We start from the raw sequence: 15,687 nt of genomic DNA on the forward strand, positions 1-15,687 counted from the left end.
AAATTGAATTTATAGATTGAGGATTGAAGTGAAGGTTTTTAAGAATTTTTTTGTCCAAACGAAAAGTCTGATCTTAATTTTCTTTGTAACCGCCGTAATTGTCATCTCTTCCAGTCTTATCGAATTGAACCAAAGCAAAAGCGAGATGCTGGAGTTGATGGAAAAACAAGGACATTCCTTGCTCGAAACTCTTCTTGCCTCATCCAACATTGCTCTCCTCTCATACGAGAAAATAGAAAATGAATTAAAACAAAAGCTGCTGAGTAATGCCGTAATGATCCGAATGATGTATGAAAACGGTTTAGTTAACAATTCCCTTTTAGAAAATATTACAAAGAATAATCAGATTTACCGGATAAACATTTTTGATAGGAATGGAATTAAAAGATTTACCAGCCATAGAGAAATTCATTCCGACTTACCCGAAAAGGAAAATCCTATAAAGTATATTGAACCAATTTTGAATGGTGAAGCCGATACACTTATTATCGGCATTAAGTCTGCTCGGTTTCAAGAAGGACAAAGATTTGCGGTTGCAGTATCAACAAAAGACGGCGGTGCAATTGTGCTTAATGTTGACGCTGAAGATCTGTTAAAATTTAGAAAACAAGTTGGTTTTGGTATTCTGCTGAAAAAAGTAACCGAGAATTCACAAATTGTATATGCGGCATTGCAAGATGAAAAAGGAATAATTGCAGGTTCCGGTGAAGTTCAAAATTTAGAAGCAATTGATTCTTCAGAAGTATTAAAAAAAACTCTCTCAGAAAATTCATATAAATGGCGCATTGCAAAAATAGGTTCGCTAGAAGTTTTTGAAGCGTTGCATCCATTCGTGTATAACAACAAAACAATTGGAATATTCCGGCTGGGGATTTCGATGGAACCGCTGAATAAAATAAATGAGCGGTTAACAAGAAGAGTTATCTTTATAGGAATCGTTCTTTTTATTTTTGGATTTGTAACCATGACGTTGATCTTTGTAAGACAAAACTTCGATCTGCTTTCAAAAAGATTTACCGCAATTGAATCCTACTCGAGCCGCATAATAGATAATGTAAGTGATGGAATTATTGTCTTAGATTCAAGTAAGAAGATCCAGACCATTAATAAAGCCGGTGAAATCCTTCTTGGTATTGATGAAGGAAAATCAAAAGGAAAAGAGTTCTTTTCTTTTTTTGCAGGCAGTAAGTGTGAAAAGATTTTGCATTCAACTTCCTCAATAGAAGAAATCGAGTGTAATATTGCTGGAAAGGAAAAAGTATTTTTAGTCTCAATGAGCGACTTCTATGATGAGAACAAAGAGAACAGAACAATATTGGTGTTAAGAGATTTAACCGAATTGAAATTGCTTGAGAAACAAATTGAAAGAAGTGAACGGCTTGTGGCAATGGGCGAGTTAGCTTCCTCGGTTGCCCATGAAATTAGAAATCCTTTGAATTCTATTGGTACCATTGCTCAACAGTTAGGAAAAGACTTCGCTCCGAAAGAGAATGAAGATGAATTTAAAAGTCTGACTCAAGTTGTCTATAAAGAAGTGAGGAGGATAAACGAGACAATAGAGAGCTTCTTGAAATTTGCTAAGCCCCAGCCGATTAATGCAACTGATTTTTTTATAAATGAATTATTTGATCAGTTAGAGAAACAGTATCAGCCGCTCTTAGCACAGAAAAAAATCAAACTGAATATTAGTCTAGGTTATGACGGCAGTGTTCTCTGGGATAAAACACAGATGACGCAAGTATTCATAAATTTATTTGAAAATTCCATTGATGCGGTTGCCGAGAAAGGAGAAATAAATATTGATGTTACAGAACTGAAGAATAATCAAGTCGAAATTAAGTTCGCGGATAACGGAAAAGGAATTTCATCCGATGATCTGAAACGGATTTTTAATCTTTACTTCACAACAAAATCAAAAGGAAGCGGAATCGGGCTTAGCATTGTTCAGAAAATAATTTCCGAACACAATGGATTGCTCTCTGTACAAAGTGAACAGAAAAATGGAACTGTTTTTACAATTGTTTTACCGAAGTATTATTCATAAGAGGAAAGAATGAATAGCTTTTCAATTTTAGTTATTGATGATGAAGAATCTCAGCTACAATCCTTAAAAAGTTTTTTAACTAAGCGCGGGTTTATTATTTATACAGCGAGTAACGGAGAAGATGGGTATAGAATCGCCGGATCAAATTTGGTCGATATTGTACTGACTGATTTTAATATGCCCGGCTGGAACGGTTTGCAAGTTCTTCAAAAAATGAAAGGACTAAATACTGAGATTGACATTGTTGTGATGACCGCCTTCGGAACTATTGAAAGCGCCGTAAACCTTATGAAAGAAGGCGCGTTTGATTATTTGACCAAACCGATCGATTTGGATGAATTGGAAAATATTCTTGGAAAGATTAAAGAAAGAAAACTGCTGATCGGCGAGAATAAATTATTAAGAGAGCAGCTTCAAGATAAATTCCGGTTTGAACAGATCATTTCTCAAAGCAATTTGATGGAAGCCGTATTAAACACTGCCGGAAGAGTTGCGAATTCCAAGGCAACCGTATTAATAAGAGGCGAAAGTGGAACCGGAAAAGAATTGATCGCTAAAGCAATTCATTTTACCAGTCCGAGGAAAGATAAACCGTTTATAACTGTAAATGTAGCTTCGCTTTCCGAAAATTTGCTCGAAAGCGAATTGTTCGGACACGAGAAAGGATCTTTTACCGGCGCTACAAATCAAAGAATCGGCAGATTTGAAGAAGCAAACGGCGGAACAATTTTTATTGATGAAGTAGGAGATGTTCCGTTATCTGTACAAGTAAAGCTTCTTAGAGTCATTCAATTCGGAGATGTACAAAAAATCGGCAGCAGTAATTTAATTCACACAGATGTAAGAATAATTGCGGCTACTCATAGAAATTTAGAAGAGATGATAAAGAACGGAGAGTTCAGAGAAGATCTATTCTATAGATTAAACGTTGTTGAGATTGTTCTTCCGTCTCTTCGTCAGCGTAAGGAAGATGTTCCCGTTTTGGCAGATCATTTTATAAAGAAATATGCAAAAGAAAATCAGAAAGAGATAAAAGGAATCAGCCGGGAAGCATTGGACCAATTGATGAAATATAATTTTCCCGGCAATGTACGCGAACTTGAAAACATAATTGAACGCGCCGTAGTTTTGACGAGAAATGAATTCATCGCGATAGAAGATTTGCCAATACTTACAAACATCAAAGAGATTGATAAAAAAATGGATCCTTACAATTTTGACGACGGATATGAAGAAAAAATTAAATCGTATGAACGAACAATGATTCAGGAAGCATTAACTAGAACAAACGGCAACAAAAGCGCCGCAGCACGAATACTTGGAATCAGCGAGCGGCATTTGAGATCGCGGTTGGAAAGAATTAATAATTAATCCCATTACGTATATCCCGCCCCGGCAATCGTAGTTGACTAATAACAAATTAAGCCATAAGTTTGTTATGAGCATATGCTCATTATAAATATTATGCCGAGAAACAAAAAACATAGAACCGTTAAATGCAATCCAACCGCTTACTATTATAAGCCGCAGTCAATTCCTTTATCAGAACTGGAAGAAGTAATTCTCGAAATCGACGAACTGGAATCACTTCGTTTGGCAGACTATCTGGCGCACTCGCACGAACAGGCAGCCGCAAAGATGACAATATCCCGCTCAACATTTGGCCGTATAGTTGAAAGCGCTAGGAATAAAGTTGTTGATGCAATTCTAAACGGCAAGGCGATTAAAATAGGAAATGAGTTCCCGGAAAAGTTAAAAGAAAAGCGCGCGGTTAAGTGCAAAAATTGCGGTTCACCAAGAAAAAATGTTCCATCGGACAAAAACGAAACTTGCCATAAGTGCAAAAAAATAAATAAGGAGAAATAAAATGAAGTTTGCAGTACCCACCACACAAGAAAACCAGGTTGATGCTCACTTCGGACATTGCGAATTTTTTACTGTGTTCTCCGTTGAAGATGGGGAAATTAAAAACTCTCAGATTGTAGAATCGCCGCAAGGCTGCGGATGTAAATCAAACATTGCATCTGTTCTTCAGGAAATGGGCGTCAGCATTATGCTGGCCGGCAATATAGGAGGCGGTGCCGTTAATGTTCTAAATCAAAGTGGAATAGATGTTGTTAGAGGATGCGGCGGTGATGTAAATGAACTTGTCAAAGAATTTGTTAAGGGAGAACTTGTTGATTCGGGTGAATCATGCCGTCAACACGAAAGTCATACTCATGACGACGGCCATCAATGCGGACATAATAATTAGAAAGACGCTGCCGCAGAATTTATCTGCGGCAGCTTTTACTTTTTCTTTAGTTCCTAAAAGGCAGAAAGAACTCCAATCCCCATCTGACCATATTCCTTATCGAAGTTGTAAGTGTATTCGCTTACAAGCCGGATGTTCCTTCTTAAAAGATAACCTAAACTAAGTGTGCCTGCTTTATAGTTAAGCGCTTTATCATCAGAATCTACCCAATTGTATAATGCAACTCCGTACCATTTGCTTTCATCTCCATTAGGAGTGTAAATAAGCTCACCGAATAATCCTTTTGTATTGGTTTCATTAGAAAAGAAATCTGCTTTATTATCTTTTCTCTGTGCGTATTGAAAATTAAACTCCAATTTATCTTTTAAGTTCAGAGTTACATCCGGTCCCCACATAGAAAAACTATTTGTGAATTTGCGGCTGAAATTATCTTCAAGATCTTCTTTTCCGAAATATCCGAATGCGCCTACTCTAATTCCTTCCGCAACATTTTGTGAAATCCTGCCAAAAAAGTTTTTGTATTTGTCGTCATCAAAGATGTTAAAGTTATTCGCTTTACCAATTCCATTTCCATTTAGAATCTCAAGAGTAAGACTGGTTTCCGTTTTCGTGTTGTAAGTAACCATTACTCCGCGATCGTAAACAAGATCTGCTTTTGCGTAGCCCGGCTTTGCACCGTAGATATGATAATCTTCAAATGTAAGTCTAAGCTCCCGCTTGAAGAGCGGATCGGAAACTTGAAATTGTCCGACGTATAGATCGAGATCTTCATCGAAAAGATTGTTAAACATTAGGAACGCATCTTCAACACCAACTATTTCTCCCTTTTCGCTAAAGAAAAAATAAAAGTAGTATGAGATATTGCTTGTAAGAGCGCCGCCGGAGAGAAATTTTAAAATATATGGCGCACTGAAATCGAGTTTTTCGGATTGTTCAAGATTGTAAGTCATATATCCTTCCAATCTTATTGCTAAAGGAAGCTCTCTAATCAACGAGAGTCTTTCGTCTCCGGTATCCAAAAAGTAACGGGGTGCATCTTTATCTGCCAAAGTAAATCCGTTGCGCGCAAATTCATCTCCGTATGGTTTTAATTTTGGGAAAGGTGAATGACAAGTCTGGCAGCTCATACTGTATTTGCGTGCGAACGCGGGAATTGCATTAGAACTTTCTTGAAAGATCAAGAGCAAGAATATGAGCATGAGCAAGAAAGAAATTAATTTTTTCATAGCAACCTCGTTATGGTAAAATTGTAATTTCGGTTGAATGCTCGTTAACTTTTAGAATTTGAGATTCGCTCGCCGGAACGCCGAGAAAATCCGCCACGGGCTTAACCAGCAATTGATAATTAAGCGTGGCTGTTACTTTTAATTTACCGGGTGCAATTTTATCCGGAACTTTGAAAGTGAGCGTTTCCGTCTTTGTTTCTCTCGGACCAATTCTATAGTCCACACCTTGAGATGCTGTGTTCCATTGCTGAATTGTCATTCTTCCTTGCGGGTCAAAATATGGTTTTCTAAAAATTCTATCACCAATCGGAATTCCATCGCGTTGAACGCCTTTGAAATTCGGATCGTTAAGCGCTATCCCCATATCCTGGTAAGCAAGTACATCCGCACCGATTAAATACTCTTCTCCTTCAAAACCTTTTTTATCAACGGGAAGATGATAGACATTTCCCTTTTCGTCAACCGCCTCAACGTGCATCCAAACAATTCTATCTTCAACGGAACCGGTGGGAAATTTGTGTCCCGTTTTTTGATTGAAAAGCGCAACGGTAAATTTAACAACTCCGCCCGGTTCAACTTCGCGAACATCGGGATGAATTCTTAATTCAATCACGCCTTTAACTTTACCGGGATCGTGCGCGCCATGAAACAGATGCAGCTTTGCATCTTGATATTTCGTTCCCATCGAAGCAGTTTTAAATTCAGTCTTTGTCATGTGACAATCCTGACACTGAACTCCCTCTTTGAAATACGGTCCCTCTTTCCATTCTAGATGAGTGGATTTAACCCATAGACCGTAAGGATCTTTTTCATTATGACAAATTCCACAGAAGTCACCGGTTTTCATTATCGGGTTAATTTCAATTTCATGAGCCGGAGATTTAATATCGGGGATGCGGGATGCAAATTTTGTTCTGCCGGGCTTCATAATGTAATTAAAATTAAACGGTGTATCTCCGCTGAATCCTGTAATACTATGACACACTTCGCACGATACAGATTCATTAGCTCTGGAATTATTATTTGGAAGCGGGGGCGGAACATCGCCTGATGTAAATGCAATTGGAGTGTGGCAGCCGTTGCATCCGGCTTTTACTTCCGCAACTTTAGAATCCTTTTCGGCATGAGGAACGGCTAATTTGAAATACTCAATTTCATCCCATTCGTGAGTGTATGCTTGAGACATCATTGCTTGTTTCCACTGCTGGTAAAAATCAGTGTGGCATGATGTTCCGCAAAACTCCGGTTTCTTAAAATCATCATACTTTAGTGAACCGAGTGCTGTTTGAGAATAAAGCGAGGTTGAACTAGACAACAGCAAGAAAGCGAGGAATAAAATTTTCTTATTCATTTTTCTCCTCCAACTTAATTGTGATATGTTTGTAGCCGATTAAAACATACTCAAAATATCGTGGATCATCAAGACCTTGTTATCTTAAATAATATTTAGAGTTTATTCATAAAAAAAAGAAGGCATGTGTCATCATGCCTTCTTCATAACCAGCCGGGTTAATTATTTATTTACCGCCTCTGCGTGCCGCAGATCCCTTTGGACCTGAGCCATCACACACGCCGGTGCCGCTTAAATTTCCGCTTTTTGCACCGAAGCCGGTTCCATCTTGTGGTCGAAGTGGATTTCCGGTTCCGTCCTTCTTTCCGTAACCCTTGCCGGATCGGTTAGCACCTTGGAGTGACGTACCGACTTTATCGCAGATACCGTCGCCGTTTGCATCAACCCAATTAGTCTTTACACCCTTGCCCTGACCGTTACCTGTTGTTTGTGCATTTGCTGTTGATGCCAAGAAAAGAATTGAAAAAATTACTACGATTGTTAATAATGCCGTGCGTTTCATTTTACTTCTCCTTTTATATTGTTATTAAATTATTGCTACGGCTCTCATATGGTAAAGATCATGCCAAAAAAAATTTCAAGCATTTCAATTAAAAATTAGGTTATTCATCAGAAAAAATATTTCGAACAGATCTTTGAGTCGAAGTATTCGTCAGTGAAGTCGAATTCAAATGCAGTTACTTCATACATACGTAAAGATTTTCAAGGCAAGTTGGAGATAGGAAATAAAAAAAACTGGCTTGAATCGTTCCCCGTTTAATATCATCAAATACTCAGAAGAAATTATTAACAAGGAGAAAAAAATGCTTAATACAAATCTTACACATGTTCTTTCCGAACAGGAACACTCAAAACTTTTACAAGAGAATGAAAACGTAATGATCTGCTGCGGAAGAATGGGACCGATGTGCATTCCCGTCTACGAAGTAATGGAAGATCTTGAAGGCGAATATAAAAATGTGAAATTTGCCGACATGGAATTCGACACAGCCGACGCTAAAGTAATACGCAATCTGCCGGAAGTACGCGGCTTTCAAGGAATTCCTTTTGTTATCTATTATAAGAATGGAAAAGTTGTAAAAGCAACAAGCAGTATTCAAAGCAAAGAACAAGTAACTACAATACTTGACGAAAAATTTGGTAAGTAAATAATTGCAAGGTTAACTCAAAAATCATGAAAGTCATTTCGAGCGAAGACGAGAAATGGGATAACCGAATCACACCTCGACTCCGCTCGGTGTGACAGAAAAATTGTTTTGATATAGCTTTTTTCATTTAGAGGTAAAATTGGAAAATCATTTTGATGTAATTGTAATCGGCGCGGGTGCCGCTGGTTTAACCGCCGGAATTTATTTATCACGCGCAAAAGTAAGCACTCTTATCCTTAACGAAGGAGCTGTAGGCGGGCAGATGGTTCTGACACACGAGATCGCGAATTATCCCGGTGTTGAAAGTATCAGCGGGTATCAGCTTGCGCGTAATATGAAAACTCAAGCGCAAAAATTCGGCTGTGTTATCAAGTCTAATATCAAAATCACAAAACTTGATCTTGAAGGCGAAATAAAATCCGTCGAAGTAAATAACAAAGAAGTTTATACGGCTCACTCGATCATTCTGGCGACCGGTGGAAAATCAAGAACTCTCGGTGTTCCGGGTGAAGAACAATTTAAAGGAAAAGGAATTTCCTACTGCGCCACTTGCGACGGAGATTTTTTTCAAGATAAAGAAATTATTGTAGTAGGCGGCGGAAACTCCGCTTTGGAAGAAGCCGTCTCTCTTACAAAATACGCGTCAAAAGTAACCATTGTTCATCAATTTGATAATTTCCAGGCGCTTGAACACTACGTTGAAGAAGCAAAGAATAATTCAAAGATCAATTTCATTATGGAATCCAAGATCATTGAATTTGCAGGTGATGAAAGTCTGAAGAAAGTACGCATACAGAATCAGGCAACACTAAAAATTATAGAGATGAGTGTTGATGGTGTTTTCATTTTTATCGGTTACGTTCCGAATACGGAAAAGATCGGGGATAAAATAGCTCTCAATAATTACGGTGAAATTATTGTTGATAAGAATATGGGAACTAACATTGCGGGTGTTTATGCCGCAGGTGATTCGATTGCAAAAAGATATAGACAGGTTACAACTGCTGTTGCCGACGGAACGATCGCCGCATTAAGTTCTTCCGAGTATATTAATAATATTAAGAAAGAACTGAACCTGGTTTCTGCAAACTGAAGATGCACTGCAACAAGTTGTTTTAAAATTTTTTAGATCTTTCTTAGAGACTTGGTGTCTTCGCGGCATAAAAATTTACTTACAGAACAACGCCTCTTGTTGCCACTAAGACTCAAAGGCACAAAGCGGTTCGAAGATTTTTTCAATTATACATCGAAAGGTTTGTTTTATGGATAAGAGCAGGAAAATAAGAATTGGTATTGGCGCAGTAATTATTATGGCCGGATTAATTTCTCAAGCCGGATGGTGGTTCATTGGAATCATTCCGTTGTTTACCGGAATCTTTAATACATGTCCGGGCGGATCGTGTGAAGTCCCCGCGCCAAAAGTTAAACCGCCGGTAATAGAGAAAGAGATTGAATAATAATTTTCGTCTAATAGATTTACCCAAAGCACCTTTTATAACCGTTCCTCGCATTTGAACTTCTTGCGTACGATTTAAGTTTTGTTGTAAATTATGACCGATCATTAAAGCCAAAAGAAAAAGAGGCAATCATGAATTTGACAAGAAAAGAATTCCTAAAGGCTTCCTCGTTAATCGCCGGTGGTTTGATGCTGCCCGGCACAAAGAATTTCGGAAAAATGTTTCAGCAGTCAACCGGAAACTTTAAAAATCTGCGCGACAACCTGGGCATCTACACAGAACGTGGCGGAACGATCGGCTGGCTTGTAACCGATGACGCTTTTGTTGTGATTGACACTCAATATCCGGACACGGCTAAAAATATGCTTGCAGGTCTGCAAAAGAAAACTTCTCGCAAGCTCGATCTCGTCTTTAACACACATCATCACGGGGATCATACAAGCGGCAACATTTATTTAAAAGATTTTGCCGGGAGAATAATCGCTCACGAGAACTCCAAAGCGCTCCAGGAAAAAGCATACGGGAACGATCCGGCAAAACCGCAGGCGTACCCCAATTTTACTTTTAAGAAAGAGTGGAATCAAGAGATGGGCAAAGAGACCGTCTCGGCAAAATATTTCGGCGCAGCGCATACGGGCGGAGATTCCGTAATTCATTTTCAGAACGCAAATGTTGCGCATGTTGGCGATCTTGTATTCAATAGAATTTTTCCGGTAATCGATTCGAACGGCGGCGGTTCCGTTGCCAACTGGTCTACGGTACTTGAGCGGGTAATCGATTATTACACAAAAGGAACAGTTTTCATATTCGGTCACGGTGCGTCGGATGATCTGGTCACCGGTACGATCGACGATGTGATAGCAATGAAAGATTATATGTCTGCGCTTGTTGATTTTGTTTCGAGAGAAATAAAGAACGGAAAGACAAAAGAGCAGATCGCATCGGCAAGTGAAATTCCCGGTTTCGGAGGACTTAAAGAGCGATGGGCAGGCGCGCGCAAAATGAATCTTGAAAAAACATTTGATGAGTTGAATTCAAAACAAAACAATTGACGCTTGAAGATAACAACAGCACACAGATGAATATTGTTCAAGCGGATCCGTGTAAATCCTTTTAATCCGTGTCATCCGTGTGCTATTGGGTATTTTACCGCGACGAACGAGACTTAATTTTATCCTTTCTTTTAATTTAGCAATTGCTAATTTTTCCGCTGAACTTTTGGCTACATCCATGAAGTTGATTACCCGATTAACAATATTTTTTTTCTTCTTTTTTTTATCAGGCTGCACTCAAGACTCGGGACTCTTATATCCGGAGTTAATTGGTTTTAGACTCGGTAATGAATCTTTGGTCATTCCCCTACGGTACAAAGAGGAAATCGCTTTAAATGATTCGATCAAAATTAGATTTGACGGTGTTACGGCGGATTCCCGGTGCCCGATAGATGCTGTCTGCATCTGGGCCGGAGACGGTGAAGTTAATTTGAATGTATCTTCGAATAATTCTTCAAAAAAATATTCTCTTCATACCGGGCTTGAGCCGCGTGAAATTATAACCGGCGGTTATATGATTCAGCTTGTAAATCTAATGCCGGCGCAGCGGACAAGTCTTCGGATTAGGCAGGAAGATTATAATATAGAATTGAGGGTTACAAAAGTCGGAGGAAATTATATACGTCCGGTTCAGTTGATTGATGCGAATTATTCCGGCATGATAAGAAGAGACATGTTGAATGTATCGAATGTTACACTCGCAAATGATCTTTTGAATTTTTCTGTAGGATACAGCGGCGGATGCAGAGAGCATATTATCGAATTGTTCGCGCAGAAGGAAATTGCAAAATCAAATCCCGCACAGGTTACAATTAATTTGTCCCACTTTGCGGATGGAGATATGTGCGAAGCTTACGTCACAAAAGAAATAAAATTTGATCTATCCCCGCTTAAAACTTTTTTAAAAAATAATTATAACATAACAGACAGAATTATTTTAAATATTCTAGACACAAGCGGAAGGCCGGTTAAAAATCCCGGAATTGAGTATAAGCTTTAAGATGCCACCGCTACGACCGCACCGGCCGATGAATCCATCTGAAGAACAATAATCAAATACCATCCAAGCAGAAGAATGATTGAAAGTTCGGGAAGATCATTTTTGTGCTCGGCAATTTCAACGCGTGCCTGTGTTTTGAACCAGTCTTTTAATTTCGGCTCATCCACGCCGGAACGGAATGTAACCACCGTTTCTCCTTCTCCGTCTTTGAACTCAAATTTAGTTTCCCAAAAATTTGCCGAGTGCCAGTGATATTTTTTTCCGTTTGAAAATTCCAAAATTCCGGTTGTAGCCATAAGATTTGGTTTGAACGCAGCAATATCGATTTCTTCTCCGCTCTTTCTAACCGTTATTCTTGTACTGAAAAACCCGACCCGTTTAAAAGTCCATTTTCCTTCGAAGGTCTCGGCTTCTGCTAGCGAGCCGACCGATTTCGGGAATATTAATGTTCCAAAGAGATCATCTTTTATGCGCAGTTCAAATGATTGATGAGTGGCTTTTGGCTGTGTCCAGCTTAAATGTTCTTGTCCTGCCTCTTTCAGTGATTTCATTTATTCTCTCCAAAATCTAAATTTCTTAATCAAAGCTGAATTAATTTTCGTCGATCGAATTCTTTTTAAATATAACATTCAAATGATGCTTCATATGATCAAAATAATCCCGCACAAGATATTCCAGACTTGACGGCTCTTCTTTAGGAACTTCCATCCATGCGATCACATCATAATTGTGTAATTCATGCGGGCGGCTGAAAACATAGTTGGGAATCGCTTCTATTATCCGTATGATCTGCAGATTATTTTGCTTCCAGAGATCAATTATAAAATTCCAATCCGCGTTTTGATAATTCTGCGCTTCAACCCATTTATTTTGGTCATACCCAGCAAAGATAAGGTCTTCTTGAAATTGCCCGTTAACAAACCGGATCATATTATTAATAGAAGAATCAACAAGGTGACCGAGAATTTCTTTCGATGACCAAATATTATGCGAAGATTTTAAAGCGCTTTTTTCATCGCTGATGTTTCTCAGTTTAGCTTCGGACGATTCAATCACACTTTTAAATTCATCTAAAAATTTTTTCATATCAAACTCATATATATTCGCTGTTAACCGTTTCCCGTTAATTCTTTTAATTCCTTCCGGAATGAATCCGGCAGCGGTGCTTCTACTGAAACTAGTTTGCCTTCCGGAAGAAGAAACTCGAGCCGTTTTGCATGAAGCATTATGCGAGAAAATTTTTCCTGGATTATCTTATCTCCGTACCGCACATCGCCGACAATTGGATAACCGATACTGTAGAGATGAACGCGCAGTTGATGACGGCGACCTGTCGACGGATTTAATTCAAGCATAGTATAGTCGCGGTACCTTTCAACAACTTGAAATTTCGTTTCGCTCGGTTTTCCTTTTCTGTCGTCAATTCCCATTCGTCCGGATCCAAATTCTCTAATCGGTTTTTTAATTACGCCTTCGCTTTCTTTAATAACTCCGAGAACAAGAGCCGTGTAATATTTCTTTACTTTTCTCTCGGCGAATTGATCATTTAAAAATTTATGCGTAGCCGAATTTTTAGCGAAAAGGATTATGCCGCTCACTTCCTTATCAAGTCGATGTACAATAAAAAGTTTTTGCGCCAAACGTTTTTCTAAACGCGAGTGAAGGGAATCGATGGCTGCATCATTTTCCGCGATTGATGCAATCCCTTCGGATTTATTTACCGCAATTAAATTGTCATCCTCATACAAAATTTGTAACGAAAGAAGTAGATCCTGTTTATCTGTCATTTAATATTTTCCTTAATTGCGCGGATTCTTGCTGCAGAAGTTACCATAGTTTCATACTCCGGCATATTCTTGGAATCGCTCATTGTTGTTTTTGAATTACGGAATTTCATCCGGCTCTCTTTTTTTACTCTAGCGGAAGCATGAATTTCTTTTGCGCCGCACCTGGAAATAATTTCAGCTACATTATTTTCATTAATTCCGCCGCCGGGCAGTATTATAATTTTATCTCCGGCTTTTTCAACTAACTTTTTCAGCATTTCAATTCCCGTAATCACATTGGATTCTTGCCCTGATGTCAATACTCTTTCTACTCCTAAAGCAATCAGATCATCAAGAGCTTCTAACGGATTGCGTGTCATATCGAATGCTCGGTGAAAAGTGATTTGCATCGGTCGTGCTAATTGAATCAAGGTGTTCGCTCGTTCCTTATCAACTGTTCCGTCTTCAAGCAAAATTCCAAGAACAATTCCGGCAACATTAAATTGTTTGATGAATTCTATATCGCGTTCCATCTCCTCGAACTCAAGATCTGAATAACAAAAATCGCCGCCACGCGGTCTAATCATTACCATAATTGGAATGTTAACGTTTTTGCAAACCGAATCAATTGTTCCGGCAGAAGGTGTTGTGCCTCCTTCCAGAAGATCGGCGCACAATTCAATTCTATCCGCTCCGCCTTCTTGTGCAGCCATTGCCGATTCAATCGAATCAACACAGGCCTCCAATAATATTTTTTCCGTAGACATACTTTCCTAAATACTAATTTTGTTTATTCTCGAGTGAATAAACCGGTTTAGAATCCAAAGTTGTTTTTACAAATCCCATTCGCTTTAGATATTGTTCATGCTTTTTATTTCCGGGTTCGCTATAGATTTTTTTCACTTTTCGTCTTTCAAAGATTTTTGGAAAAACATATTTCCCTACTTTAAAATCCCGGTAGCCCGGAATCGCATAATCCAGATTTAAAAATAGATGATCTTCATCATGGTATTCAGCACAAACAAGTCCCGCCGGGACAGTATCTCTCAGAACGAATAAAACGATCCAATCTTCTCCCGGCTGAAAAGAAAAAGTTGGAATGAATTTTTTAATATCACTCTCGTGAAATTTGAGAAAATATTTTAGATACTCCGAATCATGCTGAACCTCCAGCACGCGGAAATATTCTTTCGTTGAGAAGATTTCTATTATATAGTAGATATCAACCAGGGCGATGAATCCGTTAAGAAAACCAACCGGCAGCGCGCCGATTACAAAACCGTATGTTGAAAAAACTACCGCACCTATCAAATTTATTATTCTGAGTTTTACAATAGAACTCATCATTAAAGAAACCGCAACCAGTACCGAGCCTGCGTATCCAAAGATTTCAATTGTATTCATGTGCTGCTGACTTTCTCCGTTTTTATAATTCTAAATGCCGTTTGCAATTGCGACTTTTAACTGTCGCGGTAAGATTTACTTTTGAGTCTGATCTCCGCTGAAAACCGATTTTAACCCATGCGTTATTATATAAGGAATTATTGTGTAATGTGTTTCATCCTTAGCTATTTCGGTTTTTAAATTTAGCCCGGTATAATTCTTTTCTTCCATTTTTGATATAAATTGTTTCCACGGGGCAATGATTGTTTCGTCCTCTTTTGAACCGACTGCGGAATAAACAACTGCGTTTAATGATTTATTTTTTTTAGAAAATTCTTCTTCTTGATTTAGGATATAATTATGATCCCACAAGAGGGCTGGACTGACGGCAACAAATCTGTTAAATAATTCAGGATTATAAAATAACGAGTAGAAAACAAAGAGACCGCCCAAAGAATGACCCGCTAATGTTCTATCATCCGGTTTGAATCTGTATTTCGACTCAACGAACGGAATTAATTCTTTTTTAATAAATTCTAAAAATTTTTCTCCGCCGCCGGAAGTGGGAATTAACGAACGAAGTGTCTCCGGTAAATTTTCTTCCAGAATTTTTGTCGGAGTATAATCGCGTGAACGGTTATAGATAAATTCCTTCGATCCGCCTTCTGACGATATTCCAACCAGAATTAATTCCGGCAATTCTTTGTCCGATGCAAGCAGTCGCGCCATCTCCGTCACTATTCCGAACGAAGAATAAGCATCCAGCATATAAACAACGGGATATGTTTTGTCGGTAGTATAATAACTTCCGGGTAATGCAATCTTGATCGGGTAAGTATTACCGTTAATTGCCGATGTTAATTTTATAGTTTCGGTCCGATGAAGAGTAACCGAGGAATTAGCGGTTTCTTTTGATTGATTCTGTGCTGATAATTGTGAAAAACAGAACGTAGCCGAATAAAAAATAAAAATTAGAAAATATTTATTTGTTTTAGACATCATATTA

18 protein-coding genes are annotated in these 15,687 nt (G+C 38.5%); 9 read left to right on the forward strand and 9 right to left on the reverse strand.

The genetic code is table 11. The features are described 5' to 3' along the window. Nucleotides 1–28 precede the first annotated feature (28 nt). From NTX65_09030 to NTX65_09045, 4 genes are all read left to right on the forward strand, one after another. The gene (locus NTX65_09030; GenBank protein ID MCX6169471.1) at nt 29–2,044 is read left to right on the forward strand and encodes an ATP-binding protein; all 2,016 of its coding nucleotides are present in this window, start codon (nt 29–31) and stop codon (nt 2,042–2,044) included. A 9-nt stretch (nt 2,045–2,053) separates the two neighbouring features. Beyond that, complete coding sequence (locus NTX65_09035; GenBank protein MCX6169472.1) at nt 2,054–3,415, forward strand: sigma-54 dependent transcriptional regulator; 1,362 nt, start codon at nt 2,054–2,056, stop codon at nt 3,413–3,415. A gap of 75 nt (nt 3,416–3,490) precedes the next feature. After that, complete coding sequence (locus NTX65_09040) at nt 3,491–3,910, forward strand: DUF134 domain-containing protein (protein ID MCX6169473.1); 420 nt, start codon at nt 3,491–3,493, stop codon at nt 3,908–3,910. A gap of 1 nt (nt 3,911) precedes the next feature. Further along, entirely contained in the window at nt 3,912–4,298 is a 387-nt protein-coding gene (locus NTX65_09045) for a NifB/NifX family molybdenum-iron cluster-binding protein (protein ID MCX6169474.1), read from the forward strand. 53 nt (nt 4,299–4,351) lie between these two features. On the opposite strand, the gene NTX65_09050 is transcribed toward NTX65_09045, so the two are convergent. From NTX65_09050 to NTX65_09060, 3 genes are all read right to left on the reverse strand, one after another. Continuing rightward, the gene (locus tag NTX65_09050) at nt 4,352–5,524 is read right to left on the reverse strand and encodes a hypothetical protein (protein MCX6169475.1); all 1,173 of its coding nucleotides are present in this window, start codon (nt 5,522–5,524) and stop codon (nt 4,352–4,354) included. A 10-nt stretch (nt 5,525–5,534) separates the two neighbouring features. Then, a complete protein-coding gene (locus tag NTX65_09055) occupies nt 5,535–6,875 on the reverse strand; it encodes a multiheme c-type cytochrome (protein ID MCX6169476.1) in 1,341 nt (446 codons plus the stop codon). Between the two features lie 166 nt (nt 6,876–7,041). Continuing rightward, nucleotides 7,042–7,377, reverse strand: a complete 336-nt coding sequence (locus NTX65_09060) for a hypothetical protein (protein ID MCX6169477.1) — start codon at nt 7,375–7,377, stop codon at nt 7,042–7,044. Nucleotides 7,378–7,678: 301 nt separating this feature from the next. Here NTX65_09060 and NTX65_09065 point away from each other — a divergent pair, with 301 nt between their 5' ends. From NTX65_09065 to NTX65_09085, 5 genes are all read left to right on the forward strand, one after another. Next, nucleotides 7,679–8,023: a thioredoxin family protein gene (locus NTX65_09065; protein MCX6169478.1), complete on the forward strand. Its 345-nt coding sequence runs from the start codon at nt 7,679–7,681 to the stop codon at nt 8,021–8,023. 139 nt (nt 8,024–8,162) lie between these two features. Then, on the forward strand, nt 8,163–9,116 hold the full coding sequence (gene trxB / locus NTX65_09070; GenBank protein ID MCX6169479.1) for a thioredoxin-disulfide reductase: 954 nt from the start codon (nt 8,163–8,165) through the stop codon (nt 9,114–9,116). 169 nt (nt 9,117–9,285) lie between these two features. Next, entirely contained in the window at nt 9,286–9,480 is a 195-nt protein-coding gene (locus NTX65_09075) for a DUF2892 domain-containing protein (GenBank protein MCX6169480.1), read from the forward strand. A gap of 131 nt (nt 9,481–9,611) precedes the next feature. Further along, nucleotides 9,612–10,532, forward strand: coding sequence for an MBL fold metallo-hydrolase (locus NTX65_09080; GenBank protein MCX6169481.1), 921 nt, complete (start codon nt 9,612–9,614; stop codon nt 10,530–10,532). 178 nt (nt 10,533–10,710) lie between these two features. After that, complete coding sequence (locus tag NTX65_09085) at nt 10,711–11,532, forward strand: hypothetical protein (GenBank protein MCX6169482.1); 822 nt, start codon at nt 10,711–10,713, stop codon at nt 11,530–11,532. Here the strand turns inward: NTX65_09085 and NTX65_09090 are convergent. From NTX65_09090 to NTX65_09115, 6 genes are all read right to left on the reverse strand, one after another. Next, nucleotides 11,529–12,083, reverse strand: a complete 555-nt coding sequence (locus tag NTX65_09090) for a hypothetical protein (protein ID MCX6169483.1) — start codon at nt 12,081–12,083, stop codon at nt 11,529–11,531. The genes NTX65_09085 and NTX65_09090 overlap by 4 nt on opposite strands. A gap of 40 nt (nt 12,084–12,123) precedes the next feature. Then, nucleotides 12,124–12,618: a hypothetical protein gene (locus NTX65_09095; protein ID MCX6169484.1), complete on the reverse strand. Its 495-nt coding sequence runs from the start codon at nt 12,616–12,618 to the stop codon at nt 12,124–12,126. Nucleotides 12,619–12,641: 23 nt separating this feature from the next. After that, nucleotides 12,642–13,319, reverse strand: coding sequence for an RluA family pseudouridine synthase (locus tag NTX65_09100; protein MCX6169485.1), 678 nt, complete (start codon nt 13,317–13,319; stop codon nt 12,642–12,644). Then, on the reverse strand, nt 13,316–14,065 hold the full coding sequence (locus tag NTX65_09105; protein MCX6169486.1) for a copper homeostasis protein CutC: 750 nt from the start codon (nt 14,063–14,065) through the stop codon (nt 13,316–13,318). The genes NTX65_09100 and NTX65_09105 overlap by 4 nt, the downstream gene beginning before the upstream one ends. 13 nt (nt 14,066–14,078) lie before the next feature. Further along, entirely contained in the window at nt 14,079–14,702 is a 624-nt protein-coding gene (locus NTX65_09110) for a hypothetical protein (protein MCX6169487.1), read from the reverse strand. A 75-nt stretch (nt 14,703–14,777) separates the two neighbouring features. Then, entirely contained in the window at nt 14,778–15,683 is a 906-nt protein-coding gene (locus NTX65_09115; GenBank protein MCX6169488.1) for an alpha/beta hydrolase-fold protein, read from the reverse strand. Nucleotides 15,684–15,687 lie beyond the last annotated feature (4 nt).

It is taken from the genome of Ignavibacteriales bacterium (assembly GCA_026390795.1).
GTDB lineage: Bacteria > Bacteroidota > Ignavibacteria > Ignavibacteriales > Melioribacteraceae > Fen-1258.

What these genes read in the sequence shown, in the direction of transcription:
- NTX65_09100 (MCX6169485.1), bottom strand. Translation starts at nt 13,319, where the DNA reads ATGACAGATAAACAGGATCTACTTCTTTCGTTACAAATTTTGTATGAG.
- NTX65_09035 (MCX6169472.1), top strand. Translation starts at nt 2,054, where the DNA reads ATGAATAGCTTTTCAATTTTAGTTATTGATGATGAAGAATCTCAGCTA.
- NTX65_09105 (MCX6169486.1), bottom strand. Translation starts at nt 14,065, where the DNA reads ATGTCTACGGAAAAAATATTATTGGAGGCCTGTGTTGATTCGATTGAA.
- NTX65_09090 (MCX6169483.1), bottom strand. Translation starts at nt 12,083, where the DNA reads ATGAAATCACTGAAAGAGGCAGGACAAGAACATTTAAGCTGGACACAG.
- NTX65_09045 (MCX6169474.1), top strand. Translation starts at nt 3,912, where the DNA reads ATGAAGTTTGCAGTACCCACCACACAAGAAAACCAGGTTGATGCTCAC.
- NTX65_09065 (MCX6169478.1), top strand. Translation starts at nt 7,679, where the DNA reads ATGCTTAATACAAATCTTACACATGTTCTTTCCGAACAGGAACACTCA.
- NTX65_09080 (MCX6169481.1), top strand. Translation starts at nt 9,612, where the DNA reads ATGAATTTGACAAGAAAAGAATTCCTAAAGGCTTCCTCGTTAATCGCC.
- NTX65_09110 (MCX6169487.1), bottom strand. Translation starts at nt 14,702, where the DNA reads ATGAATACAATTGAAATCTTTGGATACGCAGGCTCGGTACTGGTTGCG.
- NTX65_09115 (MCX6169488.1), bottom strand. Translation starts at nt 15,683, where the DNA reads ATGATGTCTAAAACAAATAAATATTTTCTAATTTTTATTTTTTATTCG.
- NTX65_09055 (MCX6169476.1), bottom strand. Translation starts at nt 6,875, where the DNA reads ATGAATAAGAAAATTTTATTCCTCGCTTTCTTGCTGTTGTCTAGTTCA.
- NTX65_09050 (MCX6169475.1), bottom strand. Translation starts at nt 5,524, where the DNA reads ATGAAAAAATTAATTTCTTTCTTGCTCATGCTCATATTCTTGCTCTTG.
- NTX65_09040 (MCX6169473.1), top strand. Translation starts at nt 3,491, where the DNA reads ATGCTCATTATAAATATTATGCCGAGAAACAAAAAACATAGAACCGTT.
- NTX65_09095 (MCX6169484.1), bottom strand. Translation starts at nt 12,618, where the DNA reads ATGAAAAAATTTTTAGATGAATTTAAAAGTGTGATTGAATCGTCCGAA.
- NTX65_09085 (MCX6169482.1), top strand. Translation starts at nt 10,711, where the DNA reads ATGAAGTTGATTACCCGATTAACAATATTTTTTTTCTTCTTTTTTTTA.
- NTX65_09060 (MCX6169477.1), bottom strand. Translation starts at nt 7,377, where the DNA reads ATGAAACGCACGGCATTATTAACAATCGTAGTAATTTTTTCAATTCTT.
- NTX65_09075 (MCX6169480.1), top strand. Translation starts at nt 9,286, where the DNA reads ATGGATAAGAGCAGGAAAATAAGAATTGGTATTGGCGCAGTAATTATT.